General features: G+C 38.3%; 33 protein-coding genes and 1 tRNA gene. 10 read left to right on the top strand and 24 right to left on the bottom strand.

The window, feature by feature from the left end; all coding sequences use genetic code 11:
* Window positions 1-8: 8 nt before the first annotated feature.
* From DS737_RS06305 to DS737_RS06230, 16 genes are all read right to left on the bottom strand, one after another.
* Window positions 9-215 (bottom strand): hypothetical protein, encoded by a 207-nt coding sequence (locus tag DS737_RS06305; protein ID WP_113997084.1) that lies wholly within the window; start codon window positions 213-215, stop codon window positions 9-11.
* Window positions 216-232: 17 nt separating this feature from the next.
* Window positions 233-760: a phage tail assembly chaperone family protein, TAC gene (locus DS737_RS06300; RefSeq protein WP_322873875.1), complete on the bottom strand. Its 528-nt coding sequence runs from the start codon at window positions 758-760 to the stop codon at window positions 233-235.
* A gap of 2 nt (window positions 761-762) precedes the next feature.
* On the bottom strand, window positions 763-1,236 hold the full coding sequence (locus DS737_RS06295) for a phage tail tube protein (protein WP_113997082.1): 474 nt from the start codon (window positions 1,234-1,236) through the stop codon (window positions 763-765).
* A 69-nt stretch (window positions 1,237-1,305) separates the two neighbouring features.
* Window positions 1,306-1,668, bottom strand: coding sequence for a tail completion protein gp17 (gene gp17, locus DS737_RS06290; RefSeq protein ID WP_113997081.1), 363 nt, complete (start codon window positions 1,666-1,668; stop codon window positions 1,306-1,308).
* A complete protein-coding gene (locus tag DS737_RS06285) occupies window positions 1,665-2,186 on the bottom strand; it encodes an HK97-gp10 family putative phage morphogenesis protein (protein ID WP_113997080.1) in 522 nt (173 codons plus the stop codon). Before DS737_RS06285 ends, gp17 begins: the two co-directional genes overlap by 4 nt.
* On the bottom strand, window positions 2,177-2,527 hold the full coding sequence (locus DS737_RS06280; RefSeq protein WP_113997079.1) for a phage head closure protein: 351 nt from the start codon (window positions 2,525-2,527) through the stop codon (window positions 2,177-2,179). The genes DS737_RS06285 and DS737_RS06280 overlap by 10 nt, the downstream gene beginning before the upstream one ends.
* Before the next feature lie 3 nt (window positions 2,528-2,530).
* Window positions 2,531-2,848, bottom strand: coding sequence for a head-tail connector protein (locus DS737_RS06275; protein WP_113997078.1), 318 nt, complete (start codon window positions 2,846-2,848; stop codon window positions 2,531-2,533).
* Window positions 2,802-3,008 (bottom strand): hypothetical protein, encoded by a 207-nt coding sequence (locus DS737_RS06270; protein WP_113997077.1) that lies wholly within the window; start codon window positions 3,006-3,008, stop codon window positions 2,802-2,804. Before DS737_RS06270 ends, DS737_RS06275 begins: the two co-directional genes overlap by 47 nt.
* A 50-nt stretch (window positions 3,009-3,058) precedes the next feature.
* Window positions 3,059-4,258 carry a phage major capsid protein gene (locus DS737_RS06265; protein ID WP_113997076.1) on the bottom strand — a complete coding sequence of 400 codons (1,200 nt, stop codon included), beginning with the start codon at window positions 4,256-4,258 and terminating at the stop codon, window positions 3,059-3,061.
* A gap of 2 nt (window positions 4,259-4,260) precedes the next feature.
* Window positions 4,261-4,923, bottom strand: a complete 663-nt coding sequence (locus DS737_RS06260; protein WP_113997075.1) for an HK97 family phage prohead protease — start codon at window positions 4,921-4,923, stop codon at window positions 4,261-4,263.
* On the bottom strand, window positions 4,913-6,124 hold the full coding sequence (locus DS737_RS06255) for a phage portal protein (protein ID WP_113997074.1): 1,212 nt from the start codon (window positions 6,122-6,124) through the stop codon (window positions 4,913-4,915). Before DS737_RS06255 ends, DS737_RS06260 begins: the two co-directional genes overlap by 11 nt.
* The gene (locus DS737_RS06250) at window positions 6,124-7,845 is read right to left on the bottom strand and encodes a terminase large subunit (protein ID WP_113997073.1); all 1,722 of its coding nucleotides are present in this window, start codon (window positions 7,843-7,845) and stop codon (window positions 6,124-6,126) included. The genes DS737_RS06255 and DS737_RS06250 overlap by 1 nt, the downstream gene beginning before the upstream one ends.
* 10 nt (window positions 7,846-7,855) lie before the next feature.
* The gene (locus tag DS737_RS06245; protein WP_113997072.1) at window positions 7,856-8,347 is read right to left on the bottom strand and encodes a phage terminase small subunit P27 family; all 492 of its coding nucleotides are present in this window, start codon (window positions 8,345-8,347) and stop codon (window positions 7,856-7,858) included.
* 57 nt (window positions 8,348-8,404) lie between these two features.
* The gene (locus DS737_RS06240; RefSeq protein WP_113997968.1) at window positions 8,405-8,812 is read right to left on the bottom strand and encodes an HNH endonuclease; all 408 of its coding nucleotides are present in this window, start codon (window positions 8,810-8,812) and stop codon (window positions 8,405-8,407) included.
* Between the two features lie 87 nt (window positions 8,813-8,899).
* Window positions 8,900-9,109, bottom strand: a complete 210-nt coding sequence (locus tag DS737_RS06235) for a hypothetical protein (RefSeq protein ID WP_162784524.1) — start codon at window positions 9,107-9,109, stop codon at window positions 8,900-8,902.
* Window positions 9,110-9,250: 141 nt separating this feature from the next.
* Entirely contained in the window at window positions 9,251-9,601 is a 351-nt protein-coding gene (locus tag DS737_RS06230) for a hypothetical protein (protein ID WP_113997070.1), read from the bottom strand.
* Between the two features lie 277 nt (window positions 9,602-9,878).
* Here DS737_RS06230 and DS737_RS06225 point away from each other — a divergent pair, with 277 nt between their 5' ends.
* Window positions 9,879-10,859, top strand: a complete 981-nt coding sequence (locus DS737_RS06225; RefSeq protein ID WP_113997069.1) for a hypothetical protein — start codon at window positions 9,879-9,881, stop codon at window positions 10,857-10,859.
* On the opposite strand, the gene dcm is transcribed toward DS737_RS06225, so the two are convergent.
* Complete coding sequence (gene dcm, locus DS737_RS06220) at window positions 10,851-12,092, bottom strand: DNA cytosine methyltransferase (RefSeq protein WP_113997068.1); 1,242 nt, start codon at window positions 12,090-12,092, stop codon at window positions 10,851-10,853. The two genes, DS737_RS06225 and dcm, sit on opposite strands and share 9 nt — an antisense overlap.
* 125 nt (window positions 12,093-12,217) lie before the next feature.
* Between dcm and DS737_RS06215 the strand changes: the two genes are divergently transcribed.
* Both DS737_RS06215 and DS737_RS06210 read left to right on the top strand, forming a co-directional pair.
* Complete coding sequence (locus DS737_RS06215; RefSeq protein WP_113997067.1) at window positions 12,218-13,873, top strand: McrB family protein; 1,656 nt, start codon at window positions 12,218-12,220, stop codon at window positions 13,871-13,873.
* Window positions 13,863-15,119, top strand: coding sequence for an LlaJI family restriction endonuclease (locus DS737_RS06210; RefSeq protein ID WP_113997066.1), 1,257 nt, complete (start codon window positions 13,863-13,865; stop codon window positions 15,117-15,119). Before DS737_RS06215 ends, DS737_RS06210 begins: the two co-directional genes overlap by 11 nt.
* Before the next feature lie 18 nt (window positions 15,120-15,137).
* Here DS737_RS06210 and DS737_RS06205 read toward each other — a convergent pair whose 3' ends face one another.
* The 6 genes from DS737_RS06205 to DS737_RS06185 are packed head-to-tail and all read right to left on the bottom strand — an operon-like array spanning window position 15,138 to window position 17,898.
* Window positions 15,138-15,638 (bottom strand): hypothetical protein, encoded by a 501-nt coding sequence (locus DS737_RS06205; RefSeq protein ID WP_113997065.1) that lies wholly within the window; start codon window positions 15,636-15,638, stop codon window positions 15,138-15,140.
* 10 nt (window positions 15,639-15,648) lie between these two features.
* A complete protein-coding gene (locus DS737_RS06200) occupies window positions 15,649-16,080 on the bottom strand; it encodes a hypothetical protein (RefSeq protein ID WP_113997064.1) in 432 nt (143 codons plus the stop codon).
* Entirely contained in the window at window positions 16,077-16,244 is a 168-nt protein-coding gene (locus tag DS737_RS16155) for a hypothetical protein (RefSeq protein ID WP_165593510.1), read from the bottom strand. The genes DS737_RS06200 and DS737_RS16155 overlap by 4 nt, the downstream gene beginning before the upstream one ends.
* Window positions 16,241-17,167 carry a helix-turn-helix domain-containing protein gene (locus DS737_RS06195; RefSeq protein ID WP_113997063.1) on the bottom strand — a complete coding sequence of 309 codons (927 nt, stop codon included), beginning with the start codon at window positions 17,165-17,167 and terminating at the stop codon, window positions 16,241-16,243. The genes DS737_RS16155 and DS737_RS06195 overlap by 4 nt, the downstream gene beginning before the upstream one ends.
* The gene (locus tag DS737_RS06190; protein WP_113997062.1) at window positions 17,164-17,628 is read right to left on the bottom strand and encodes a phage regulatory CII family protein; all 465 of its coding nucleotides are present in this window, start codon (window positions 17,626-17,628) and stop codon (window positions 17,164-17,166) included. The genes DS737_RS06195 and DS737_RS06190 overlap by 4 nt, the downstream gene beginning before the upstream one ends.
* A gap of 21 nt (window positions 17,629-17,649) precedes the next feature.
* Window positions 17,650-17,898 carry a transcriptional regulator gene (locus tag DS737_RS06185; protein WP_113997061.1) on the bottom strand — a complete coding sequence of 83 codons (249 nt, stop codon included), beginning with the start codon at window positions 17,896-17,898 and terminating at the stop codon, window positions 17,650-17,652.
* A 1-nt stretch (window position 17,899) separates the two neighbouring features.
* Between DS737_RS06185 and DS737_RS06180 the strand changes: the two genes are divergently transcribed.
* The 7 genes from DS737_RS06180 (at window position 17,900) to DS737_RS06150 (ending at window position 23,729) form a co-directional block, all read left to right on the top strand.
* Complete coding sequence (locus DS737_RS06180; protein WP_113997060.1) at window positions 17,900-18,679, top strand: LexA family protein; 780 nt, start codon at window positions 17,900-17,902, stop codon at window positions 18,677-18,679.
* 92 nt (window positions 18,680-18,771) lie between these two features.
* The gene (locus tag DS737_RS06175) at window positions 18,772-19,908 is read left to right on the top strand and encodes a DNA cytosine methyltransferase (RefSeq protein WP_113997059.1); all 1,137 of its coding nucleotides are present in this window, start codon (window positions 18,772-18,774) and stop codon (window positions 19,906-19,908) included.
* A 25-nt stretch (window positions 19,909-19,933) separates the two neighbouring features.
* Window positions 19,934-21,796 carry an ATP-binding protein gene (locus DS737_RS06170; RefSeq protein WP_162784523.1) on the top strand — a complete coding sequence of 621 codons (1,863 nt, stop codon included), beginning with the start codon at window positions 19,934-19,936 and terminating at the stop codon, window positions 21,794-21,796.
* A 106-nt stretch (window positions 21,797-21,902) separates the two neighbouring features.
* Entirely contained in the window at window positions 21,903-22,088 is a 186-nt protein-coding gene (locus tag DS737_RS06165; protein WP_113997057.1) for a hypothetical protein, read from the top strand.
* 4 nt (window positions 22,089-22,092) lie between these two features.
* On the top strand, window positions 22,093-22,335 hold the full coding sequence (locus DS737_RS06160; protein WP_005053180.1) for a hypothetical protein: 243 nt from the start codon (window positions 22,093-22,095) through the stop codon (window positions 22,333-22,335).
* The gene (locus DS737_RS06155; protein WP_113997056.1) at window positions 22,325-22,591 is read left to right on the top strand and encodes a hypothetical protein; all 267 of its coding nucleotides are present in this window, start codon (window positions 22,325-22,327) and stop codon (window positions 22,589-22,591) included. The genes DS737_RS06160 and DS737_RS06155 overlap by 11 nt, the downstream gene beginning before the upstream one ends.
* Window position 22,592: 1 nt before the next feature.
* Window positions 22,593-23,729: a phage integrase Arm DNA-binding domain-containing protein gene (locus DS737_RS06150; protein ID WP_113997055.1), complete on the top strand. Its 1,137-nt coding sequence runs from the start codon at window positions 22,593-22,595 to the stop codon at window positions 23,727-23,729.
* A gap of 146 nt (window positions 23,730-23,875) precedes the next feature.
* On the opposite strand, the gene DS737_RS06145 is transcribed toward DS737_RS06150, so the two are convergent.
* Window positions 23,876-23,952 (bottom strand) — tRNA-Val (locus tag DS737_RS06145).
* Window positions 23,953-23,959 lie beyond the last annotated feature (7 nt).

The following is a 23,959-nucleotide window of genomic DNA, read 5'->3' as shown; positions in this document are numbered from 1 at the left end:
GTTCACTTTCATCGAAATCCATTTTCCATAGCCTCATCCAAAGAGATCTCAATTTCTTTAGGTTTATCCTCATGTGGCATAAAAAGAGCAGGTTCGAGATAATCTTCCTCTTTCACTTTGCCATTGTGATAAAAGGCCATGAAACTTCCAAAAGCCTGCTCAATACGGCGACCAATAAATAGAGAACCGCGTCTTTCGCGATAGGCTCTCCACATTTGAAACTCGGCATTGCTCAGGTTTTGCTTGGCTTCTCCAATGGTGCTTCCACCGATTCCATTGATAACGAGCTCGCACCAAAATTCATTTTCTGAGAACTCTTTGTCCGAGACTTTCCCGAAAAATTATTGACCTCACTGGAAACGGCATATAAAGCATTAATGAAATTAGGATCTGAGCAAAGAACATCATCGACAGAACTAAAGAAAAGCTTACCATCTAAATCTTCACAAACTGAACCTAACAACTGTGCAGCCTGTAATTGTCGATGATCCACAGCCTTTACCTTTGAGTTTTCAATATTGTCGTAGTCAATATCCCACTCGATGGCCTTTGAAGTTTCAGATGTATCATTAAAGCTAAGTTTTTTGATAAACACCTGACCTTCTAAATCTACCGATTCCCCCAAAACGATTTCACTATTACCCGTTTGTTCACGTAGGAAATCAATATTTTCATCATCGGCAATGACCGTCCATGAAACTGTACGCTTAACAGGTGCACCAATTTTGGTGACACGCTTAAGATCTTTAATACTTTTCATGATTATGGTCCAATAGTACGAATTGTTTCTTGGACTGAAGAACGGCGTTTCAGTGGGAATGAATATCCAACATGTTGTCCTTTTTCAAAAGTTGGTGCTGCACGTTTAAGATAACCATCAAACTCCCACCATGTACGTGTTGTTGGTAATGTTACCGCACCTCCAGTCACCGTTGGTCCATCAGTACTGTGTGAAGAGCCTAGATACCAGTGTACTGTTTGCTTTGGATCTGTTTTAGATAAAGCTAATAATTGAAGATGTGATGAGTTTTCATCATCAAAATCAATTGCAAGTGAACCTTCACCTGGTGTGACCTGACCTGCATCACTATCAACCTCATCTGAATCAAGACACGTTACATCCACATCTTCTTCGCTGTCCTGGCCTAAATCAATTGTTTTTGCACAGACCACTGGAACGATTGCAGTTCCATCAAAATAAAATACTTGGGTTTTTTGAACTTTAATACGCGCCATGAGTAGCTACTCCTCAAACAATAGGCAATAAAAAACGACCATTTAGGTCGCTATCTTTAAATAAAATCTCTAGGCCTCAATCAACCAGCCACATGTGAATGTCCCTCTGTAAATACCAGGAACACCTGAACCAATATTAGGAAAATTATTAATAATGCTGTGATGCTTTAATACATTTCGCACTGCTTTAAATACATTGTCTCTGTCTTGTTCAGTCTGAGCATAAACATCGATTTGTATTTCAATACTGTCGTCTACCGCAGGAACATCTACGTTATCGATAGCATGGCCACTGATTAAGGTCCACACAACATAAGGATATTGCACTCCCTCACTTGCCAAATCTCGATAAACTCGCAACACACCATCACTACCCTTTAATAACGCTGTAACAGATGGTGCATCATTCAGAATTGTGCGTATTGGAATCATTGGATTTTCCTCAACTCCTCATCTATACCCGTCATAAAATCAACTGAAAATGTTCGAGTAACAACTTCAATATTGTTATCCAATGCTGGGCGTAGAAATGGAACAGCCATTGAGTACCTGGTACCTAACTCCACATGCCACCAATACGAAGTATTGTTGGGAATCGATGTGTAATAAGGGTTTGGTACACGCTCATTCTCACCATTTGCTTTGTTTTTGCGAATCATATTTTTATGTATGCGCCAAAATTCAGTACCTCCTTTCACACCAACTCGCATCCGCACAGAATTTCTATCTTTAGATTTTCCAGCTCGGACAACGATATTTTTTGAGATTTGCTCTGATGTTTCAGGATCATCAATTAAACTTGCATTTGCAACAGCAGCATTCTTGACCAGTGTCATGGCTTTACGAGCCGAACGAACTGCCATTTTTTTAGCTATCTGAGGGTTACTGAGTTGATTAAGTCGTTTAGAAATCTGCTTGTCACCACTTAACTCAAACTCAACTATATCCATTCTATTAAACCCTCACTTAATTCAATCGTGATGTAAGTTTTACGGTTGTGCAAATCTCGTTTGGGTTCACCATTGATTTGATAATATTTATTATCAAATAAGATACGCATAGAGCTATCGATTGCTGCTGTCTGAGCACTATAGCGAATCATAGCGCGAGCCTGTAACGTTGAACCAATAGATTGAGCTTGCAGCCTATCTTTAGTTGATAGATCCCGTACATCCGCCCAAACAGTGCAATATTCAACCCATCCCTTAATTAAATATTCAGGGTTATTGTCGTCTTGCGTTTCAACATACTTTTGAATAGTGATACGGTGCTTTAATTTCCCAAACTCCATAGATCACCCCATATTTAAAAATCGATGTCGATTCCAAGCCCATGTTGTTGATTTCGGTAATAACTCCATGTTACCTGTTGCTTCAGGATTTTCATGCCAATATCCAATTAAGGCTAAAGCACCCTGAATAATGAAAGGCGATACATGTATTCCATTAGTGACATCCTCAGGAATTACCTCACCAACTTCATACAGTTTTCGATTAGTTACTTCTTCAAATGCAGAAAGCGAAGCATCTATTAATAGTTGAAGATCTGCATCCTCATCTTCGCTATCAATTTTGAGCCGCTGCTTCACCTGTTCCAGTGTCAAAATTGGCATTTTTGCTACCACCCTTTTTTAGTACAGCGACTTTAAGTTGGTGAATGGCCACATGAGCCACACGATCATCAACCATAAATTCACCTGGTACGAACTCTACAACTTGATTACCGTTATCGATTGCAATCTTAAATTTCTCTTTAACCGTAATAATTGGCATTTAAACTCTCCAAAAAAGAAAGCCTCTTAAAAGAGGCTTTCTGTCAAAAATTAAGCTTTCAATGCTAATACTTTCAGTGCATTACTGTCGGTTAACATACCGCCTGTACGCTTTGTGGTGTAAAAACCAACAAAAGGTTTATTAGTAAATGGATCACGAAGGATACGAGTTCCCATACGATCAACAATGGTATAACCACGTTTGAAATCACCAAACAAAATCGCATTAGCATCCACTTCTGCTTCTGGCATGTCATTGTTTTCTTCAATCTTATAACTTAACAAAGTTGAAGGTTGACCGGCTTGTAAACCTGGTTGCCACAGGTAATTGCCCTCATTATCTTTCAATTTACGGGCTTTAGATTGCGTTAAATTCGTCATCATAAAAACAGCATTTTGACGGAATCCAGCTTTGATTGAATAAATCAAATCAATTAAGTTATCACCATTAAAAGTACCTGGCGTGCCAGAACTCAACTGCTGAATCGTTCCAAATGGGCGATCTTTATCATTGGTATCAGAGAAAGGATTTGCCAATATACCTTTTGGTTTGTTGGTACCATTACCCATCAAGAAAGCCAAACCTTCTTTTTCCGCAAACTCTCTTGCAACTTCACCTTGAATCCATGCTTCAACGTTAAAGAACACATCATCTAAAGATGTCTGAGTTGCTTGAGGATTAGCATAAATCTCACCCATAGTTGCCATAATTTGAGCCAAAGTTGGCGTACCAGTTGCTGGACGTGCATCTGTTTCTCCAACCCAACCACTACCAGCTCCACCTAAATTAACTAACTTCTTATAATCAGGCGTGCTTACGGTAATTTGATTACATACTTTTCGCATTGGACTTTCATCATGTAAAAGCTCCAATAACGTACGGTCTAAATCTTCAGGAACTGCATAACCACCATCCGCATCAACACCCACCTGCACCGCTTTTTGTTGCAATTCGGCAAGACCATCGTCATTACCCTTACGTAAGAATTGTAAAAAGCCTGTTTTATGTGCTTCAACATCCCCACCGCTTGGTGTACCAGGTCGTTTTGCTTGCTTGATTTCTTTTTCAAGCTCGGCTTTTAAGCTATCTAACTCACCCAATTTTTCATTGAGTTTATCCGTCTTTTCTTCTAACTTAGCTTTTTCAGCTTTAATCGCTTCAAGCTCTTTGTCATTTGACTTTTTGAAATCTTCAAATGCACCTTTTAGATCAGCTGCTACTTCTTCAATATCTTTCTTTTCGATACCCATAATTATTTACCTACGAAAATGGATTTTAAGGACTTAAGTGATTGAAGCGCATCTTCTTGATCAACCTCTCGCTGCTCTAATGCGCTGTAGCCTTTGGACATGAATCCTTTAGCTTGTGAACGTGTAAAACCCAATGCCTCTCGCAGGGCTTTTTCCACTGTTGACGGCGGTGGAATCTCGCCTTTTTGAAGTGATGCTTTCACCTCGGTAATCTTTGCTTCAGTATTTGCGGGCATAGTCACAATAGACACTTCCCACAGATCAATTTCTTTAAGTAAAAATGCACCTTTTGCTGAGTCATATTCCCAATCTTTCAGCATGTAACCAATCGACATTCCTTTTACACTGCCTGCCCTCATATGAGCATGTGCACGCTTGGCCAATGGGTCATCATCAATGAGTAAACGACCACGAACAAAAAGCCCGTAATCATCCTCTTTCATTTCTGTGAATGGTCCAATTGGCTCTGCCATTTGGTGTTGCCATAGGACTGAAGGTAAATCCTTTCTTTCAGCCCAACGTTCGAGAGACTTTTGGAATGCACCTCGGACAACGATATCGCTGTAACTATCAATGACATCAAAAACAGATGCATATCCTTCAAACTCACCTGTTTCAGAAACAGATTTAATTTTTAGCGGAACATTTAAATATTTAACTTCCATCTTTACCCTCTTCTGGATCTGTCGTCATATTCATAGGCGTTAGATAAACATCACCACCATCACGAGGGTCCATATCCTCTAACTCTCGTACATCATTCGGACTGAGAAAGCCCCATTGGATACCTTTGCCATAAGATTCATAACGTGATTTCAAATCACCACGTAAAAGTGCTCCAGCATTAAACTTTGCATAATATTTTTTGCGCTCATCTGGCTTGATCAGACCAACTTTGATACGTGACTCAATCCGTGTCATGTAAGGAACAAGTGAATAGTTCACAAACGACATGCCCATATGCTCAATATTATTAAGCGTCATTTTTTCCATCATCGCGGCTAGATGAGGCGGTACACGATAAAGACCGCAAATTTCATTCTTTTGGAAATTACGGGTTTCAAGAAATTGAGAGTCTTCAAAATTTAATGCTGTAGGTTTCCATTTCAACCCTTTTTCAAGGATTAGCGGCCGATAAACATTTGCTAATCCAGTGTGATTTTCAGTGAACTCTGTCTTTAATCGATTAAATGCATCATCTGTTAGTGATTCTTCCGTTTCCAAAACACCAGAAGTAACAGCACCATTTTTAAAAAGATTAGACGCATGAGCTTCTAGGTCTAATCCTAAAGAAAAGCACTTTCTCGCATATGCAACAGGATTCAATCCATTCAAACCATCCAAAGTGAACAGTCGAACATGCCAAATTTCATCCTGAGTCAAAACACGTACACCATCTTTAAATGAAACGTGGTACTCAACTGTCCAATCATCTTTAAGCTTTGGCGTTACTGTTGAGGGATCTATTGGTAATAACTCAACAACCTGACCCAAGGCGTAGACCTTATAAGCGTAAAAATTACCTCGAAGGCATAAACACACCATTAACAGCTCCCAAAATTCTTGAGCTGTCATAAAATCGTTAGGTGCTACATACAAAAGATCATGTAATTTATGCTCTTCTGCAGGGATCTTCTTTTTTCCCTCTCTTCGATAAAGTCTGCATGGCAACATCCCCATACTTTCAGCCAAAACACGAACACATGTAAAAACTGTTGCCAATTGCATTGCTCTTAAAGGCGTGACAGGATCACCCCCTGTTATATACCCAGCCCCAAAAATCCTCATCAAATCATCAGGGCTAGAAATAATTTGGGGAGTAGCCTTGATACCAAGGTACTCCCCAATTTTTGACATTAGACTCATTACAATCTTCTAACCCCGTGTTTTTCTATATGTTGAGATAAATTGGTTTCTTGCTTTTGGCTTGTTAAAGCTAAAACACGACTGATACCCATCAACAGTGCGACGGCACCATCAATCTTTTTGGCACTTTTCTCTTTACGAGGAAAATCATTTTCATTGGCATCTGGTTTACTTATTACGTTACCAATCATCCAGGATAAAATCGGATTTCCATCATGATGAAAGCGGCCAGAAGAAATAGCAGCGACTAGTTCTTTCATCGCTGGTGAAAACGTTTTCACATTCTTTGGGATTTTTACTGCCTCATATCCAGCCTCAGTAATATCTTTTGCTACCTGAAAGCCACCCCACTCATCATATGGAACTTCAGTGAGAGGTACTTTATTTGCATCATTAATCAAATCACTGGCCACAAGTGCAAAATCATTTTCAGAACCGTCATGAACTTCAAGAATTCCCATGTTCATCCACTTCTGATAACGATCAACCACCTGTTTTTCCTCGCCATTCATCACAGTGTCTTCAGGTAGATAAAAACGAGGATCCACACAGTAATAATGTATCTTCCCCTGTTCAATTCTGTAGAACAGATTGATTCGGGCACAAATATCAATCTTGGATGCCAAGTCAATTGGCATTAAACATGGAACAGTTAAAAAATCCTCAAATTTTAAATTTTTATCTGTACACGCTTGCCATTTTTCCATATTGAAATAAGCAGTACGTGAAGACACCCAAACATTTAAATGTTTAGTCTTGAAAGCATTTTGTTTAGAGGCATTCTGTATTGCTCGGCGCTGCTGTGATTCTAGATAATCACCATAAACAGAAACGCCATAATTAGGATTAGCTTTAGCCAATACATTTGGATCAGTCCAATCATCTCCGTCATCAATGGTCCAGATCCAACCAAAAAGCTCATCATCGGGCACTGTGCCTAATAACATTTCCTGCACTCGACTGCGAAGATCGTAACAAGGACCTTCGATATCAAAACCTGCAGTTGTAATGGTAAATATCATAGGTTGACGGCGAGCACCCATACCTGTTTGCATCGTGTCATATAAAGCTGATGTCTGATGCTCATGAAATTCATCAACCACGGCACAGTGTGGTGACTGACCATCAGGAGGATCGCCAGTGATCGGCTCAAATACGGAACCCTCATCTGGTATTTCAAGGCTACCCGCATTAATTAAAATTCCTGCAGCTTCAATAAACTCAGGTGATCGTATGGCCATTAATCTAGCAGGTTTAAAAACCTCCCAAGCTTGCTTCTCTGTCGTCGCACCAGCATAAACTTCTGAACCGAACTCGCCATCATTCGCGAACATGTTGAGCGCAACACCAGCAGCAATCGCGGATTTACCATTCTTACGTGGGACTTCCCAATAACTCTCTCTAAAGCGTCGAAAGCCATCCTTTTTTCGTGTCCATCCAAAGGTGCAAGCTATCCCAAATTTTTGCCAAGGTTCAAGCGAGATTTTCATTCGCTTCATTGCCCACTCACCCTTGGTATGAGGTAGCAATTCGATAAAAGCGATCTTCTTTTCAGCTAATTTTGGCTCAAATTTATATGGAAATTCTTTCTTTTTAGCGTGAATTAAGTCATTTAAATGGCGCTGACAAGCTAATTTTACCCATTTACATGACGGGATTTTTCCAGAAACAACCTGCTTTGCCCATTTGTTTGCTATGTCAACGTTTGGGAAAGCTGTCATTTCTACCTCGTCACATATTCAAGACCTTTGCAAACGGGTTATCTTTTGGTTTGCCATTTCCACCAGTTAAACGGCTACGAGATGACGGATCTAAACCCAACAATGAACCAAAAGTAACCATCTGTTTTGATGCCTCATTCAACACAGTTAATGCTGGATTTTTGATAATGCTACCTTGATCAGTAGTGATAGTGACTCCAAACATAGCAACTTCATTTTGGGCTGAACGCCAGTTGTGGTAAGCAATACAGAAGGCTTCAACATTGTGCATATCAGTAATCCGAAGTAACTTATTTTTTAATAACTCAGGAATGACCGATCGCCACATCATAGCAGCATGTTCCATTGGAGAGATGTACTCAGGAACCTCAATATCTTTAACTTCAGAAAACTCTGGAGCATGAGTATTAAGTGGTCTTTTACCCTTGTTCCCTAATGCCTTTTTTGTCTCTTGAGGTTTTGGCTTTCTACCTCGTCCTGGAACAGTCGCAAGTCCACTCATTTGTCAATACCCTGAATTTTTAATTTCGCGCACGTAAAAATGTGACTTGGGGGGCGGTCATTTCAGACTAAATTTCTGAACTTTTTTGATCTCCCCTCCCATCACGGCGATGTTTTTGCTGTCTTCTCGCGCTGTTTTTTCTTTGTGGCACGACGAGCAAAGCGATTGGAGATTTACGATGTCATCTGTACCGCCATGCTCCTTGGCAACGATATGATCCACGTCTGTCGCTTCAACGATGTAACCATTGAGCGCACAACTCACACAAAGATAATCATCACGGCGCAATACCTGCTCACGTAGCAATCGCCATGCATGTCCATATCCGCGCTCTGTAGTTGATCCTGATCGTTGTGGGCGTTTGTTCCAGTTGCTTCGCTTGCTGGCGTGATCATCACAGTAGCCTTTCTGAGCTCTTGACTTAACAAGATTCGGGCATCCATATTCTCGGCATGGTCTTGACATCATTAGTCATCCAAAGATTGATGTTGATCCTCATCCTTTGACTCATCCGTAATCAAACATATAAGTTCTTGGATGTGATGGGATTGGTTAGTGTTGATCTGCACTAACTGCTTTATCGCTTTGATCAGTTCGTTTTGGTTTACGATCAGTTGGTTGTTTTGCTTTAGGATCTGGTTGTTTTGTTCCAACACTTGAGAGAGCTTCAATTGCTCGCTGGATAGAACTGATTGATTGTTTTGCTCGGTCATGTAGCCATTTCCTCCGTTGTTCACAACCCTGACAATTTACAAATTTCATAGATTGATCCTCGAATATGAAAAAGAAAAAGCCCCGCTATCACATCTGTGTTAGCAGGGCTTTGTGTGCCGTAATCCGTCCGGCAAGTAGTTCTTAAAGAGTTATTGCTGAGAAGCCCTTCTAAAGAGAGTCTTAGTCAAATCAGAAAAGCTTAAATGGTTCTTTCCCGATTCTTTTGCAATAGGCTTCTATTTGTACACGTAAAAATAAATTTTCGTTATTATTAAAGTTCAGAGATAGTTCATCAGCATCTCCTCCCCAGAACTCAACAACTTGATCAAGACGACTCTTTAAATGACATTCGATATGTGGAGTAAGATATTCAATAATTGCATATTCCATATTTTCGATCTTATTACCCATTAATTGATCTTTATTTTCGTTCTGGTATATAGAGAAACTAACAGTATCTAAAAACAAATAATCTGGAGTTTCCCCATTATAACTTTCATAACTTTTGATTGATTTTAATATCTTTTCTCTAATACTCATATTATTTTATTTTCCATAAATATCAAAAAACAGAAAAACCCATCACTTAATGAGCTTTAAATAAATTTAGTGAAGAATTAGCATAACTTCGCTCACTATAGCAGAAATATGCCATGCCCTTTGTACAAGGTCAAGTTTTCATTTTGTACTTATTGATAAATAATAGTTAAACAAATTTATTCTAATGATTGTTATTTATATAATAATTGGTTATCTTTCAACGTACTTAAACATTTAGAACTATTTCTTACATTTAAAAAACTTAGATGGTCTTTATATGGAACACCAAGATAAAACTCTAATATTAGATTCCCTACACATTCTAATTGCAAATAATGTTCTAGGATCAATTGCATATGTAAGTAGATTTAAAGGTTTTGTAGCAGAACTTGATTTTTTACCTTGGATGCGCTCAAGAAGACCGAATATTCCCGTTTTTACAGGTGGATACTTTGTTCCTAATCACTATGTTTCAAACTCTCTAATTTCACCTGTCTATTTTACTATTTGTAACTCTGCACCTAATGATTATATTGAAATCTATAGAAAAATCGCGCTAATTTCATGTCACAGAATGTTCTTCATTCAATGGGATAACTCTGTCCCAGTAAATCAATGGCCTTTAATTGATGTAATGAATACACAGTCTCCAATCCCTGTCCCAGCTATGAATTGCTATGAATATTCCAGCCAAAGTAATTCTTTTACTCAAATTGATATTAGCAACTTCTTTAACACTTTTACTGACAAGACACCCAATCGAAATGCACATAAAATTCCAGCGGAAGCATTTAATGCTGCAATAAACTCCCTACAATCATTTGAATATAGCGATATTCTAAACTTATATGTTCAACGTTTAATCTTCGATGGTTATATCGGCTTCTCAAAAGTGAAAGGTTCACCAAGCGATATTGATTCGATAATTTTCTCAACCCAAAATAATAATTTTGCTTTTATTGAAATTAAAGAGAAAGACTTAAGCAAAAAACCTCCACAAGGTTTCGGCATGGACCTAGGTCGTATAAATGATTTACTTAAATTAGAGCAAACTACAGGTTGGCCAGCTTATTATCTTGTAAGACAAGTGAATAATCAGCAGGAAAGGAGATTTGTTGGTTGGAGAATGATAAGTATGAAGAAGTTCAAGAATAATCTTGCTGATTCCATTATTCAGGGTGGGACTGGAATGGGTTTCACAAATGGGCAATATCCAACACAGATATGCCCTTTTGAGAATTTTACGCCCTTAGAATAGTTTCAATTGTTTTTCTGAGACTATTTTCTCTGCCTTATCCAAACAATTGACCATCTGACCAGCAACAGCTTCAATTACTTTCATACAAACAGAATTACCAAATTGCTTATAAATCTGACCATGTGAAACAGCATCTACAATATAATTTTCAGGAAAACCCTGAAGTCTTGCGCACTCACGAGGGGTTAACTTACGAGGATTCTTATTTAACTCTGCCTGAGAAATAAGGATTTCAGAACCATCTTTATAGTATCGAGCACTTAAAGTGTTGGTATAAGAGCTATCGCCAGTATAAAGAGTATAACCAAACCCATTCCCTTTGATTCCATGACCTTCTTTACGGCGTTGATGTCCTTCCCATAAGCGATCAGAAATTGTATAGACATCTTCGCTTTGTTTTAGTTTCTCAACATCTTCAAGAATGTCGCCTAATCTTGTCTGTGTTTTAGGTGGAACTGGCCAGCAAAAAAGCTCATCAAAATTACATTCTTCACCGAAGTAATTTTTGTCAAAACCTACAAGGAAAATGCGTTCACGATTCTGAGGCACGCCAAAATCAGCAGCACGAAGAACCTTTACATCTACCCAATAGTTAAGCTTTTCTGAAAGTGCTTTTTTAGTTTCATCGGAAAGTGAAACCTCTAAATCTAGTTCTTGATCAAATTCACCTTTCAAAATTTCAAGAATAGTTTTTAGTGTTCTACCCTTATCATGTCCTTGCAATTGTTTTACGTTCTCAAGCAAAAATGCTTTGGGACGCTTCTCTACAAGAATACGTTGGATCTCAAAGAACATGGTTCCTCGTGTATCTTGAAAACCTTGTCTTTTTCCTGCCTGTGAGAATGCCTGACATGGAAAGCCGCCCAACAAAATATCATGATCAGGAATATCAGCAGCTTTGATCTGAGTAATATCACCTGAAGGTAGTTCACCAAAATTTGCAGCATAGGTCTTTTGAGCAAATTTATCCCATTCAGAACTAAATACACATTTACCTTTAAGTTGCTGGAACGGTAGACGAATCCCACCAATACCCGCAAATAGGTCAATAAAAGTAAATTTATGCTTCTGTTCAGGTTGCTCTCTGAACGGCGCTTTGTCAGGCAATGCAATAATCTGTTCCCACTTTGCCTTGGTAGGAACATGTTCTCCACTTTCCCATCCTCTGACGGTTCTTTCGCCATTCTCTTTCATATCAAGAAGCAAAGCGAACTCTTTGAGGGATAACCCCATATTATTTCTTTTTTGTCTGATATAAGATGAATCAAAATCAACGTACTTCACAATAACTTATCCGCTTTTTGACCCGGTTCAATATAACATATGTCAAAAGTAAGTTCCATACAATAGAGGCAAATATGTCAGTTTTTGAACTTGCAAACCTTCATGATGTAGTTCTTGCATGTAGACAGGAATATCAAAACTTACCAAATAAAATTGATATAAAAATTACGAGTGAATTGAAATATTTACTGCAAGAAGAAATATCTAAAATACTTTCAAATGGGGTTTCAGTTGAATTCTCTGATTACTCTATTACTTATAAAAATAGAGACGATCTAATTGCGATTCTACCTTCAAGATGGTTATGGATATCATCTGTATTTCATAAGTATGCTTATGAGTACTTTAAATACTCTGATCTGGTACATGATGTAAGGGAAAAGTTAAATCTTCCAAAAGAATTTTTAAAAGAATTTCCAAAAAACTCTGAGCCAGCATCAAAAACACCAGAAGAACTTCATTTCGAACAAGAAATTTTCCAAGAACTACAATCAAGGGATAGCACCTCTCTTAATTCAAATTTTGAGCTAGTTAAAAAGTTTTTATACGAGAGATCGTGGTGGAATTTTGGTGGTAGTGGTAAGACTCTTGACCGACATGATGCATACGATAGTACTTTACTTGGTGCCTCTCAGGTTATCGCTGCAAGCTCTGATAAGTTAATTACTCTCATTACTGTGTTTTTAAGAAGCACACAGCTCCAAGATTTGTTTCAACAAATAGCGGGGTCATATATTTCCGATACAAGTGAATCTAGTCTGGCAAAGAAAGGTGAAAACATCATCTACTACGGTGCACCAGGTACAGGTAAGAGCCATGACATTGATAAACTTGCAAATGATAATAATTCAGTCCGAACAGTCTTTCATCCAGAAAGCCAATATAGCGATTTTGTAGGATGTCTCAGACCATCTATGGGAAATGGTGGAATTGAATATAGTTTCAAACATGGCCCTTTCATTCAAGCTTTGATTATGGCTCTTAAAGATCCAAGTCATCCTTATTATCTCATCATTGAAGAAATTAACCGTGCTCCTGCTGCAGCAGTTTTCGGGGAATTGTTTCAATTATTAGACAGAGATGAGACTGGTAAAAGCCAGTATTCCATTGATATCAACGACAAGGATTTACTTAAATTACTTAAAGATGAACTTCCAAATAGCTTCAATGAGAATAAGTTATATATTCCAGCGAATCTAAGCATATATGCAACGATGAACAGCAGTGATCAAGCTGTTATGCCATTAGACTCTGCATTTAAACGTCGTTGGAAATTTATATACAAACCTCTGAACTTCTCAAATTCGCCTGTAGGAAATTTTGATATTTATACAGAAGAAGGTAAAAAAAGTGTAAGTTGGCCAGTATTCGCAAAAGCTGTTAATACCATCCTATCTTTAGAGTCTATTCCTGAAGACAGACATTTAGGTCCTTGGTTCGTAAACAAAATTGAAATTGCCAATCCAGAAAATGCGAAAAATGCATTAACAGGTAAAATCATGATGTATCTCTGGGATGATGTTCTGCGTCATAGTGAACGCTCAGTTCTCTTCAATCCAGAAATTAAAACTTTTGGTGATTTAGTTAAAGAATTTAATGATAACAAAATTGTTTTTTCTAATGACTTTTTACTCAGTATAAAAGAAGAACCTAAAAAGACTACAGAGGAATCCAAAGACGGAACCTCAAACACTGACCTAACTGTGGAAGATACTACTGGTGAAAACTAGTGCCTCTAAAAACATATATTTTTTAGATAGGAGTCCAATACATTCATTGCCGACTCCTGTTGCAACATATATACAATCACAAGGGTTACTAAGTTCTATCAATGGACTAAGGACGTCATTTTGTGGGCTTATCACCTACCAAGGGAAGAATTATTTCTTCTTTCCACGTCAATCCAATCTTATCGATATTGAGCATGATCCCATACGTTATTGTTCTGTGTTGATGCTGGCTCTTTTAAAGTTTGCAAAATCGTCTCGAACTCAAATAAGAAATCCTGAAGATGGGGCTGATGAAACAGGTTTCGAAAAATTAGAAATGTACAAATATCTAATTCATGACTTCCAGCAACATGGGATCTTCAAGAATGAAGAGGTTCGTTTACGAAGAAATACAGGAAAAACTGATTGGAACAAAACCATAAACAAATCTGTTTCTTATCCTGATAGTAATGGTCATCCTGTTTATCTGGATGTATTTGGCAAACAGAGAACTTCAACAAATTCTGAAATTACTAAAATCCATGCGAGCATTCTGAAACAGGTCTATTCAAATTACGGTTTTATTTTTACAGGTAACCACAAGGTTCCATATTCACTGAAACAATATGGTGCGACCAACTTATCAATTGATACTCAGATTTCTGTTTTGAAAAATGAAATAAGAAATCACTTTGCTGATCGTCAAACTCTACTTTTGAAAACCCTAATCGAGTACTTGCGAGGACTTAAAGGAAATCATCAAAAGAATCAAATCATCGGCGTGACACGTTTTCACGTTGCTTGGGAACATATGCTTGCCAATTGCTTTGATAATGTCATAGATATTAATAGCAAATTACCTAAACCTGTATTTATTGATAATGTAGGTCAAGTACTGCCAGCAAAGAAATCAGGTATGCGCACTGATATCGTGATCAAGGATACTGCTCTTCAAACATTGACAGTACTGGATGCAAAGTATTACGAGGCGACAACTATTGATAATTCACCAGGCTGGTCAGATCTGGTGAAGCAGTTTTTTTATGAAAAAGCTCTAAGTCAAATGCCTGAGTTCTCCGACTATACATTAAAGAATGGTCTGATTTTCCCTGGAGATAAAAAGGTATTTGAAGAAATAAAAATGTGCGATCAATCAAATGATGCTTTTCTTGACTCACAGTTTGCACCTATTAAATGCGTATATATGAAACCTTTAATTGTGCTTGAAAAGTACATTGCTGGCCAAAAGCATCTATTGGAGATTTAAGAGTTACTCAATTCTTTTTTACTTCATCTCTATAAACCCATACCGACAATGCAACGCAGCCAAGCCACATTTAACATCCATACGTGCATCCATCTGACTGCGTTCATCTGTCACCATCTCAGCCCAAGAGTTGCCATAAAAGTATCGGTCGATAATTGCATCCATCCAATCATCCATAATCTCAGACTGACCAAACATATCTAATATCAAACGTTGTACGGCGCGAGCTTCATTGTCATTGATTTGGCAGCTTATACGACTGTTCTTGATTTTAGGTGGTTCAAAGTCCCCTGTTAGATAATCAACAATAATCTGTTGCTGTTCCTTTTTAGAGAGCTTCTTATACTTTCTCGCTTTGGCTGCACTGTCCATGGCCACAGCAATTGGATTAACAATGCGTCCACACGTACCCATTGCAGATAACATCCAAGCACCGAACTGGTAGAGCCAGCCTTCCAAATCAAATCGAGTCCAATCCACACTTTGCAAAATATGTTGGTTTACTACTGCAGCATTCATTCTCTATACCTCAAAACTTCGCAAATCGTTTAAATACCAACATGGCTGCATCTCGCGCATGTTCATTGGTTCGACCTTTCCAACCTGTCATTCGGATAAAGTCTGTCGCTTGCTTTTTGGTAGCATTGGCTGCAGGGTGAATCATCTTGTAGGTGTAGCCCTGCTCTTTGCACCAATCTTCCCAAATCTGCGCATCACGTTTTACAGATCCAACGCCTTGAGCTTTTTCTCGTCCGCCCGTAAACCATGTACGTTTTCTAGCGTCTTCGATATACAAGCAAACGTTTTGCGCTCCCCAAATACCAATGTACTTTTGCACTTTGGTCATGGCTTGTGTGATGGATAGGCTTTCCACCTGTTCAAGCTCTCCGCCGTTACCACGGTCTGCAGCTACGGCGAAACCTGTATTCACTCCAGTATCTATCCCGATCATGATCTTCATGCTTGCATCACCCCTAGCTCATTTTTGTTGTTCAAGAACATTTGATTCACCAAACCGATGTATCCACACCAACCAAACACGTCGCTCCAGTAAGACCATGTGCCGTTGTGGTTTTGCCAAAATGTTCCATCGTTTTCGATATGTGTTGTGCCCTCAGGAATCATGCTGCCTCCTTCAAGTTGCCGCTAAAGCCGACTTGCTTCAGGTAACCTTCCCATTTTTTGGCTTGGGTTGGGTTTTGTAGTTTTACGGCGATGCGTGCAGCCAGTTTTTCAAATGATTCGCCCGGTTCGCTGTACTTGCTCGAAAATTCAGGATGGTGTGCAAGTTTCTGAGCAAAACTCGCAATTTGTTTGTCGCTGAGCTGCTTTGGGTTTTCGGATGCAGTGGTTTTGCTGTATCCCGTTTTTTCAGTGTTTGAATATTTGCTTCGGTAGGCGTTGAGTAACCAATCGGCAAAGTGAAAATTCATCAGTGCATCGCAGAGGGATTTGTCTTGGTTGTAAATCTCGAATGCACGTTTTTCTCGTTCAGCCCATTTTGCGTTCAGGATGTTTTCCGCTTCGATGCTGTCATCCGCCAATGAAATTTCTTCACGAAGTTTTTTCAAGCAAAGCCAGTCTTTTTTATTTTTAGATTCTATTGGAAGATTCCTTGGGAGATTCTGTGTCCCAATTTCGGTACTGGTCTCGGTACCGTTTTCGGTACTGGTACTTGTTCCGTTTTCGGTACTAGTACCAATATTGGAACAAGTACCTAAATTGGTACTAGTACCGTTTTTACCACTAGTCCCCTTTTTGGTACTGGTTGTTTCATCTTCTCGACCGATCACACCGAGCAGTTGGTAAACTTTTACGCCGTTGCCAACAATGCTGCCTGTAAATTTAATCAATGCTTTTTGTTCTAGGTCGTCTAAAACTTTGATGATGGTTTTGCGGTTCATCTTGGTGTCTTTGACCATTCGCATAATGCTTGGGTAGCATTTGTGGTCTTCTCCTGCACGGTCTGCAAGTGAAAGTAATATGAGGCGTTGTGTGGAACTTTCTACTTCCGCTTTCCAAGCCCAAATCGTTGCATCTAAGCTCATGGGGTTACCTCTTTTTTATCGTCTACGCACTGGTGTATCTGCGTATCGAGTTCTGCCAATATTTCGTGTAGTCGGTGGATTACCCTAGACATGTCTAGTGCTTCCCCGCGTGTGATGCGTCCGTCTGCCATCATTTCTTTAAATAGCGTGTAGACGTTTCCGCCTTTCATCCCAAAGGTCAGGACGAGATCGGTTAATGCGGTGTCTCGGCTTTCAGGTATGTCAGGCAGGTTAATCGCCACTTTGCCGTGTTGGGCATTGAGGCTTTGCAGTATTCGGTAGTCGTTTGTGAGTGCCATCAGTTTTGAGGCTTCGAGTAGCGTCAAGTGATGGGTGTCTGTGTTTGGATTGACTTTGCTATTGAGCACGGCGGGACTTTTGATGCCCATACGTGGAGCAAGTGCCGATGCCCCGCCTTTGTAGTCATGCACAGTGTTGTAAGCAGCATCTAACATGTTCATATCGTGTTCCTTTGAACGTTTTCATTCGATGGGTGCTTTATTACTATTTTTAGTAGAACGGACGAATGCCCAATTGATATCAGGTCTTAAATGCTCTGCTTTAACTTGCTGATTGGTTAATTCTTCAATTGATAAGCAACGTTCTTCAGGAATTCTATCGAAATTCCATTTACTTAAAGCCCACGGCGTAATCCCTATACTGCGGGCTAATGCCGACTTACTCCCTGCTATTTTTATAGCTTTTTCTAAAGCAACCTTTGGTGATGACATCATGCGACCATTAACACTACTTAAAGTAGAAGATAATATACTACCTAAAATAGTATTGGTGCAACTTAAAATACGAGGTAATATTCTACCTGTGGTAGAAAATGGAAAGAAATCCAACGTGCAAACAGCTAAATATCATGATTTTGCATCTAGGCTAAAAAGTCTTATGGATAAAGACGACTCGCCTATAAAGACTGTAAATCAGTTGAAAGATGCAATCGAAGTCACATACGAAATGGCTCGTAGATATACGCTTGGAGTTGCAAAACCACGCGAAGAAAAAATGCAGATATTGGCTGAAAAATTTAATGTAGATATTAGCTACTTAGATCATGGAACAGGATTAGAAACTAACATTTCAAGCCCCTTTCCAGTTGCAGGTCGATTAGTACCCGTAATTTCATGGGTACAAGCTGGTACTTGGACTTCTACTGAGGCTGTACCAGCAGGCACACAGTTTGAGGAATGGCTACCACCGAATCCAAAATGCGGGAAACATGGCTATGGTTTAGAAGTTGTTGGAGAATCAATGCTTCCAGACTTTAGACCACATGACAAAATATATGTAAATCCTGACTTTCAAATAAGTGATTTAAAAACAGGTGATTTGGTTATCGTTGCATGCGATGGGGAGACAGAAGCAACGTTCAAGAAATTGATCGTAGAAAGCAACGGTATGTATTTGGAACCCTTAAACCCGAAATGGCTTGAAAAAATCATGGAGCTTCGTGAAGGATGCAAATTGGTTGGTAAAGTTGTTGGGTTGTATAGAGATGTTTAAATTAATATTTTTAAGAATGTAATATATCGGTCGACAATGAGTCCTATTTTTTTTAGAATATTAAATATAAAATCGGTTTTAGGTAAATAATTATGAATGAAAAACCAACTTTAGTTGATCTTTTCTGTGGTTGTGGGGGGTTCGGATTAGGAGCTGAGTTAGCAGGGTTTCACTCTCTAGCTGCCATTGATATTGACCGCACACTACAATCAGCTTATAAAAATAATTTTCCTAATACAAAAGTTATTAATAGTGATATATCTAAAATTACGAAAAAAGATTGGGAAAAAATCTTAGGGAAAACAGAAATTGATGGTGTTATTGGCGGTCCTCCGTGTCAAGGTTATAGCCGCATGGGTATAGGTGATGTAAACGATCCAAGACGACAACTATTAGAAGTATTCTTTCAACAAATTAATACACTAAAGCCCAAGTTTTTTATAATGGAAAATGTAGAAGGCTTAATGGATAAAAAAAATCGCCCACAGTTGGATAAAGCGATATCAATCATAGATAAGAGATATAAAGTATTAGAACCTATAATTATAGATGCATCAAAGTGTGGGGCACCAACAACTAGAAAACGCGTTATCGTTATTGGCTATGACCCAATTAGAATGTCAGAAATATCACCAGAACAATTCATATTCAATGATTCTATAGTTACAGTCAAAGATGCTATATCTGATATACCGTCACCGATTAATCAGTCAAAAGATGATCAAGATTATGGATTTGCTGAATATCGAGACAATGCAAATTTATCAGAATATGCAAAATTAATGCGTTCCTTTCCGCCAAAGAGTTTAGGTACCAATACTGCAAAGCTTGAACTAAATTTTAGGAGAGTATCTGGTTTATTTGATACCATACATACGGATAAAGTCCGTCAACGTTATCAAGATACTCCTCAAGGTAAAATAGATCCTGTAAGTAAGTCTAAGAAACTTGCATGGGATGGTTTATGCCCTACTCTGAGAGCTGGTACTGGTTCAGATAAAGGTGGACATCAAGCTGTAAGACCTTTACATCCAGAAGAAGGACGAGTCATTACTGTAAGAGAAGCAGCTAGATTACAAGGATTTCCAGACTGGTTTACTTTCCATCCTACGAAATGGCATAGTTTTAGAATGATTGGAAATAGTGTATCTCCAATCGTATCCAAAAAAATATTAAGTATAATTTACGAAGTACTTACTTCACATGAAAAATTAAAAGAGATTGCTTAGTTAAATAGGAAAAATGATGAGTCAAATGAACAATACTTTAAAAATTTCAATGGGAACGTCATCTGATTTTTTAGAGCAGATATTAACAAAAGATGTTTCAACATTAGAAGCTATATATGATTTGATTGATAATTCAATTGATGCTGCAAGAAACCAAATTTTATCAAATAAAAGTGCTTTAAAAGATAGTTATGGTTTACCACAAACCTATGAAGGTTTTTCGGTATCTTTAAATATTACAGATGATACTTTTTCAATTGAAGATAATTGTTTAGGTATGGATGAAAATACTTTAGCCACAAAAGCTTTTGTTATTGCATCAAGCTCTAGCCATGAATATGGTATCGGACAATATGGCATTGGTTTAAAACGCTCATTATTAAAAATTGGCACTCAATATAAATTTATTATTGATAATGGTACAGAGTCATACTTTGCAGAGTTTACCAATAATAATTTTGGTGGTTCTGGTGATGATTTAGTTGCAAGTATTAGCAAATCTAGCGGTAAACCACATACAGTATTTACTGTCTGCAAATTAAAAGACGAAATTATTAAAGACATCAAAAATTACAGATGGATTGATAATGCAATTCATGGATTAGAAGATAGATATTCAATTTACTTTTCAAAAGGCTTTAAAATTTCGCTTAATTATTTTGGAAAAACCTTAGAGTTAGACTCAAAATTACCTAAGCTTAGAATAGATAGTAAAATTCCGTCTATAATTGAAAAAAAAGATTTTGGAGATGTAAAAGTAATAATTGAGTCTGGAATTCATGAAAACTATTATTTTCGTTCAGAAACAAAACACTCATTGAGCGAAAATAAAAAACTAACTAATGACTTTGGTATCTACTTTATTTGTAATGATCGTGTGATCGTAAAAGCAAGTACCGATGCTAAACATGGCTGGAAAACAAAATGGCATTCTGAATATAATGGATTTGTGTGCCTTGTCAGATTTGTTGCTAAAAACCCAAGTGAACTTCCTTGGAATACTGCAAAAAGTGCTATGCGAGAAGACGCTCCACTTTTTTTAGATGTTATAGATAATATTCAACCAATTGCCGATAAATATCGTTCTGAAATAAAAGATAAATATATTAAGAAAAAAACTCCTAAATCAAAAAACGATCCAAACAATCCAAACAATCCAAACAATCCAAACAATCCAAACAATCCAAACGATCCAAACGATCCAAACGATCCAAACGATCCAAATGATCCAAATGATCCAAATGATCCAAATGATCCAAATGATCCAAATGATCCAAATGATCCAAATGATCCAAATGATCCAAATGATCCAAATGATCCAAATGATCCAAATGATCCAAATGATCCAAATGATCCAAATGATCCAAATGATCCAAATGATCCAAATGATCCAAATGATCCAAATGATCCAGAAAAAATAAAGAATGAACGTTTAAAAAAACCGAAGCATGCAAAGGCCATTCTGAAAGATCAAGATATGATCAGAATGATAAATCGGTTAAATATTCCTAAATTTAATAGTTTATATCAGTCTTTAACAGATATAGATCCTGATAAACATCCATTACTCACGGTTGTTGGAATATGGGCATTTTTAGATAGTTTAGCTAGAGTTGATGACAGCTATTCAGGCTCGGACTTTAGCGGTTATTACAATGGTAAACTTCAGAATTATCCTGTTGCAGATAGGGAGCAACTTAAATTAATTAAAAAATTATTTGAATGGTGTTTGCATGAAGGCAATTTTGATAAGCATGATAATGACTATGCAACTCTAAACGGATTAGAAGCTGCCTATAAATTTAATAAGCTTCAACCAGTTATTGCCCACATCATAGAAAACCATATATTACCAAAACAAAATACTGACAAAAACAATAAAAAGTAGATAATATTGACTATTTTTCTACTTTTGGTAGTATTGATCTCGTAATCAATAAAAAAGCCCCTTCACTTTGGACGGCGACGGGGCTTTGCAATTAAGCGAGATAAGTATGAAACAAAAGCCTATACACAGTCAAACGACACCTATTCTTTTGCAACATCCAACGGCGGCTGATCTTCATCCATCAGTTTGGAAAGTCATATACATCAACCTCAAAGAATTTAGCCTCTTTGCCCTACTCGCCTTTTTACTTTGGCTATTCATCCAATTTTGCTATGCAGTGGTTGGAGGTTAATCAAATGAGTAAATCTAAAAATCGTGGAAAAATATATCCAAATGATTCTTTGATTATGAGTCTAGCTGTTTGTGAACTTGGCACTGAAGAAAATCCAGAGCAATTTGCATTTCATTTGGCTGGCATGAAATCACCAATGATTATTTCCAAGAAAACTGGTAAACGTTTTATTTTGCCTTTAGAAGACCTTGTTGCTATGGCAATTGAGGCTGGAATTGAATCGGAGGCAACTCCAAATGGCGACTAATATCAAACGAATTAAACTCACTATTTTTGCTGAACAATATTGGACAGACGAAGAGTCACGACCATGCCGTGCAACACTCATTAGCCATATTCAACGTGGTTGGTTGAGTGGTAAGAAAATAGGTACGCACTGGTATATCGAGTGCACATCATGGGGTGTACCTCTCTACTACAACAGCGAGACACCTAAAATTGCATTGGAGTCTCCACCAATAACAGGCAATCCGATCGCAGATCGAATATTAGCTGAGATATGACATGACACCACGACCACGCGGAACAGGGAGCCTCGACCTCCCACCCCATGTCGAGATTGATAAAAAGTCAAATGGTACGATCTACTATCGTTATATGTTACCCAATGGACAACGTAAATCACTCGGCAAAGATCGTAATGAAGCTATCGTCGCGGCAATGGCTTTAAATGCGGCTTTGGACAGACATCCAGATATCGTCGCAAAAATACTAGAGACTAACCGTAAAATCACAACCAACATTCCAAGCTTTGAAGATGGGTTGAAAGAGTTCCTACAACTACGACTCTCTGAAAAAACTTATGCCAAATCGACATTGACCATTATCAATGCCAACTGCGATAAGTATATCGACACTTGGGGTTCGATCTTTTGCAATGAAATCACTTTAAATATGTTGGCCACTTTTCTAAAAGAACAAACACCGTTCCAAGCAGAAAAGCATCGTTCTTTGCTGATCGACATATTTAAATACTTTGTGGCAAATGGTTGGGCGAATGACAACATCGCTGAGAAAACCTTAAAACCAATTCGACCGAAGAAAACACGGCAAAGACTGAGTAATGAAACGCTTGCTCAAATACGCGCAGTTAGTCCTGATTGGTTGAAATATGCAATCGACTTGGCACTGCATTCCACTCAACGCCGTGGCGATCTAGTGGCATTGTTACGCACTGCAGTGAATGTGAAAGAAAATACATTTACCGTCCTGCAGCACAAGTCATTAAATTATGACAAGCCGATCTATATCGAAGTAGATATGCATCCTGAACTGGCGGAAGCTGTGGTGAAGTGCCTTGAAAATTCGTTTCGTTTGAACTGCCCTTACCTCATCGCAACTCGTCCTGATCGCATCACGGCGCATAACCGAGCTGTGAAGTTACATGCATTTGCTGTGACTGAAGATCACCTCACCAAGCAATTCCAAAAGTATCGGGATTTGTCGGGTGCATGTGACCATTTAGAGCCGAGACAAAGACCATCTTTTCATGATCTACGTGCGTTGGGTATTTTCAATATTACCGAGAAATATGGCAAAGCTTATGCTCAAGCATTAGCTGGTCATGCGACCGAAAAAATGACGGATCACTACCTACAAGGACATGAAGAACCAAAGCCACAACGCGTCAGTTTTAGATGATTTTTTAAATTCTAAATACGGCGATTTATTGTACTTATTCACATTAAAACCGAACGGAGTTCCCCGAAAATACCCCGAAAAGTCCCCTAAAATAAAAAAGCCCACTTTTTGAGTGGGCTTTAATGTACTGTTTTCACAGTGAATTTTGGTAGGTATATCCAGACTCGAACTGGAGACCTCTACGATGTCAACGTAGCGCTCTAACCAACTGAGCTATACACCTAGAATGA

Source organism: Acinetobacter haemolyticus, from assembly GCF_003323815.1.
In the GTDB taxonomy this organism is placed as follows: domain Bacteria; phylum Pseudomonadota; class Gammaproteobacteria; order Pseudomonadales; family Moraxellaceae; genus Acinetobacter; species Acinetobacter haemolyticus.
Note: the sequence above shows the minus strand (reverse complement) of the source record. Positions and strands in the feature narration are given on the sequence as shown.

What these genes read in the sequence shown, in the direction of transcription:
- DS737_RS06305 (WP_113997084.1), bottom strand. Translation starts at nt 215, where the DNA reads ATGTGGAGAGCCTATCGCGAAAGACGCGGTTCTCTATTTATTGGTCGC.
- DS737_RS06300 (WP_322873875.1), bottom strand. Translation starts at nt 760, where the DNA reads ATGAAAAGTATTAAAGATCTTAAGCGTGTCACCAAAATTGGTGCACCT.
- DS737_RS06295 (WP_113997082.1), bottom strand. Translation starts at nt 1,236, where the DNA reads ATGGCGCGTATTAAAGTTCAAAAAACCCAAGTATTTTATTTTGATGGA.
- gp17 (WP_113997081.1), bottom strand. Translation starts at nt 1,668, where the DNA reads ATGATTCCAATACGCACAATTCTGAATGATGCACCATCTGTTACAGCG.
- DS737_RS06285 (WP_113997080.1), bottom strand. Translation starts at nt 2,186, where the DNA reads ATGGATATAGTTGAGTTTGAGTTAAGTGGTGACAAGCAGATTTCTAAA.
- DS737_RS06280 (WP_113997079.1), bottom strand. Translation starts at nt 2,527, where the DNA reads ATGGAGTTTGGGAAATTAAAGCACCGTATCACTATTCAAAAGTATGTT.
- DS737_RS06275 (WP_113997078.1), bottom strand. Translation starts at nt 2,848, where the DNA reads ATGCCAATTTTGACACTGGAACAGGTGAAGCAGCGGCTCAAAATTGAT.
- DS737_RS06270 (WP_113997077.1), bottom strand. Translation starts at nt 3,008, where the DNA reads ATGCCAATTATTACGGTTAAAGAGAAATTTAAGATTGCAATCGATAAC.
- DS737_RS06265 (WP_113997076.1), bottom strand. Translation starts at nt 4,258, where the DNA reads ATGGGTATCGAAAAGAAAGATATTGAAGAAGTAGCAGCTGATCTAAAA.
- DS737_RS06260 (WP_113997075.1), bottom strand. Translation starts at nt 4,923, where the DNA reads ATGGAAGTTAAATATTTAAATGTTCCGCTAAAAATTAAATCTGTTTCT.
- DS737_RS06255 (WP_113997074.1), bottom strand. Translation starts at nt 6,124, where the DNA reads ATGAGTCTAATGTCAAAAATTGGGGAGTACCTTGGTATCAAGGCTACT.
- DS737_RS06250 (WP_113997073.1), bottom strand. Translation starts at nt 7,845, where the DNA reads ATGACAGCTTTCCCAAACGTTGACATAGCAAACAAATGGGCAAAGCAG.
- DS737_RS06245 (WP_113997072.1), bottom strand. Translation starts at nt 8,347, where the DNA reads ATGAGTGGACTTGCGACTGTTCCAGGACGAGGTAGAAAGCCAAAACCT.
- DS737_RS06240 (WP_113997968.1), bottom strand. Translation starts at nt 8,812, where the DNA reads ATGTCAAGACCATGCCGAGAATATGGATGCCCGAATCTTGTTAAGTCA.
- DS737_RS06235 (WP_162784524.1), bottom strand. Translation starts at nt 9,109, where the DNA reads ATGAAATTTGTAAATTGTCAGGGTTGTGAACAACGGAGGAAATGGCTA.
- DS737_RS06230 (WP_113997070.1), bottom strand. Translation starts at nt 9,601, where the DNA reads ATGAGTATTAGAGAAAAGATATTAAAATCAATCAAAAGTTATGAAAGT.
- DS737_RS06225 (WP_113997069.1), top strand. Translation starts at nt 9,879, where the DNA reads ATGGAACACCAAGATAAAACTCTAATATTAGATTCCCTACACATTCTA.
- dcm (WP_113997068.1), bottom strand. Translation starts at nt 12,092, where the DNA reads ATGGGGTTATCCCTCAAAGAGTTCGCTTTGCTTCTTGATATGAAAGAG.
- DS737_RS06215 (WP_113997067.1), top strand. Translation starts at nt 12,218, where the DNA reads ATGTCAGTTTTTGAACTTGCAAACCTTCATGATGTAGTTCTTGCATGT.
- DS737_RS06205 (WP_113997065.1), bottom strand. Translation starts at nt 15,638, where the DNA reads ATGAATGCTGCAGTAGTAAACCAACATATTTTGCAAAGTGTGGATTGG.
- DS737_RS06200 (WP_113997064.1), bottom strand. Translation starts at nt 16,080, where the DNA reads ATGAAGATCATGATCGGGATAGATACTGGAGTGAATACAGGTTTCGCC.
- DS737_RS16155 (WP_165593510.1), bottom strand. Translation starts at nt 16,244, where the DNA reads ATGATTCCTGAGGGCACAACACATATCGAAAACGATGGAACATTTTGG.
- DS737_RS06195 (WP_113997063.1), bottom strand. Translation starts at nt 17,167, where the DNA reads ATGAGCTTAGATGCAACGATTTGGGCTTGGAAAGCGGAAGTAGAAAGT.
- DS737_RS06190 (WP_113997062.1), bottom strand. Translation starts at nt 17,628, where the DNA reads ATGAACATGTTAGATGCTGCTTACAACACTGTGCATGACTACAAAGGC.
- DS737_RS06185 (WP_113997061.1), bottom strand. Translation starts at nt 17,898, where the DNA reads ATGTCATCACCAAAGGTTGCTTTAGAAAAAGCTATAAAAATAGCAGGG.
- DS737_RS06180 (WP_113997060.1), top strand. Translation starts at nt 17,900, where the DNA reads ATGCGACCATTAACACTACTTAAAGTAGAAGATAATATACTACCTAAA.
- DS737_RS06175 (WP_113997059.1), top strand. Translation starts at nt 18,772, where the DNA reads ATGAATGAAAAACCAACTTTAGTTGATCTTTTCTGTGGTTGTGGGGGG.
- DS737_RS06170 (WP_162784523.1), top strand. Translation starts at nt 19,934, where the DNA reads ATGAACAATACTTTAAAAATTTCAATGGGAACGTCATCTGATTTTTTA.
- DS737_RS06165 (WP_113997057.1), top strand. Translation starts at nt 21,903, where the DNA reads ATGAAACAAAAGCCTATACACAGTCAAACGACACCTATTCTTTTGCAA.
- DS737_RS06160 (WP_005053180.1), top strand. Translation starts at nt 22,093, where the DNA reads ATGAGTAAATCTAAAAATCGTGGAAAAATATATCCAAATGATTCTTTG.
- DS737_RS06155 (WP_113997056.1), top strand. Translation starts at nt 22,325, where the DNA reads ATGGCGACTAATATCAAACGAATTAAACTCACTATTTTTGCTGAACAA.
- DS737_RS06150 (WP_113997055.1), top strand. Translation starts at nt 22,593, where the DNA reads ATGACACCACGACCACGCGGAACAGGGAGCCTCGACCTCCCACCCCAT.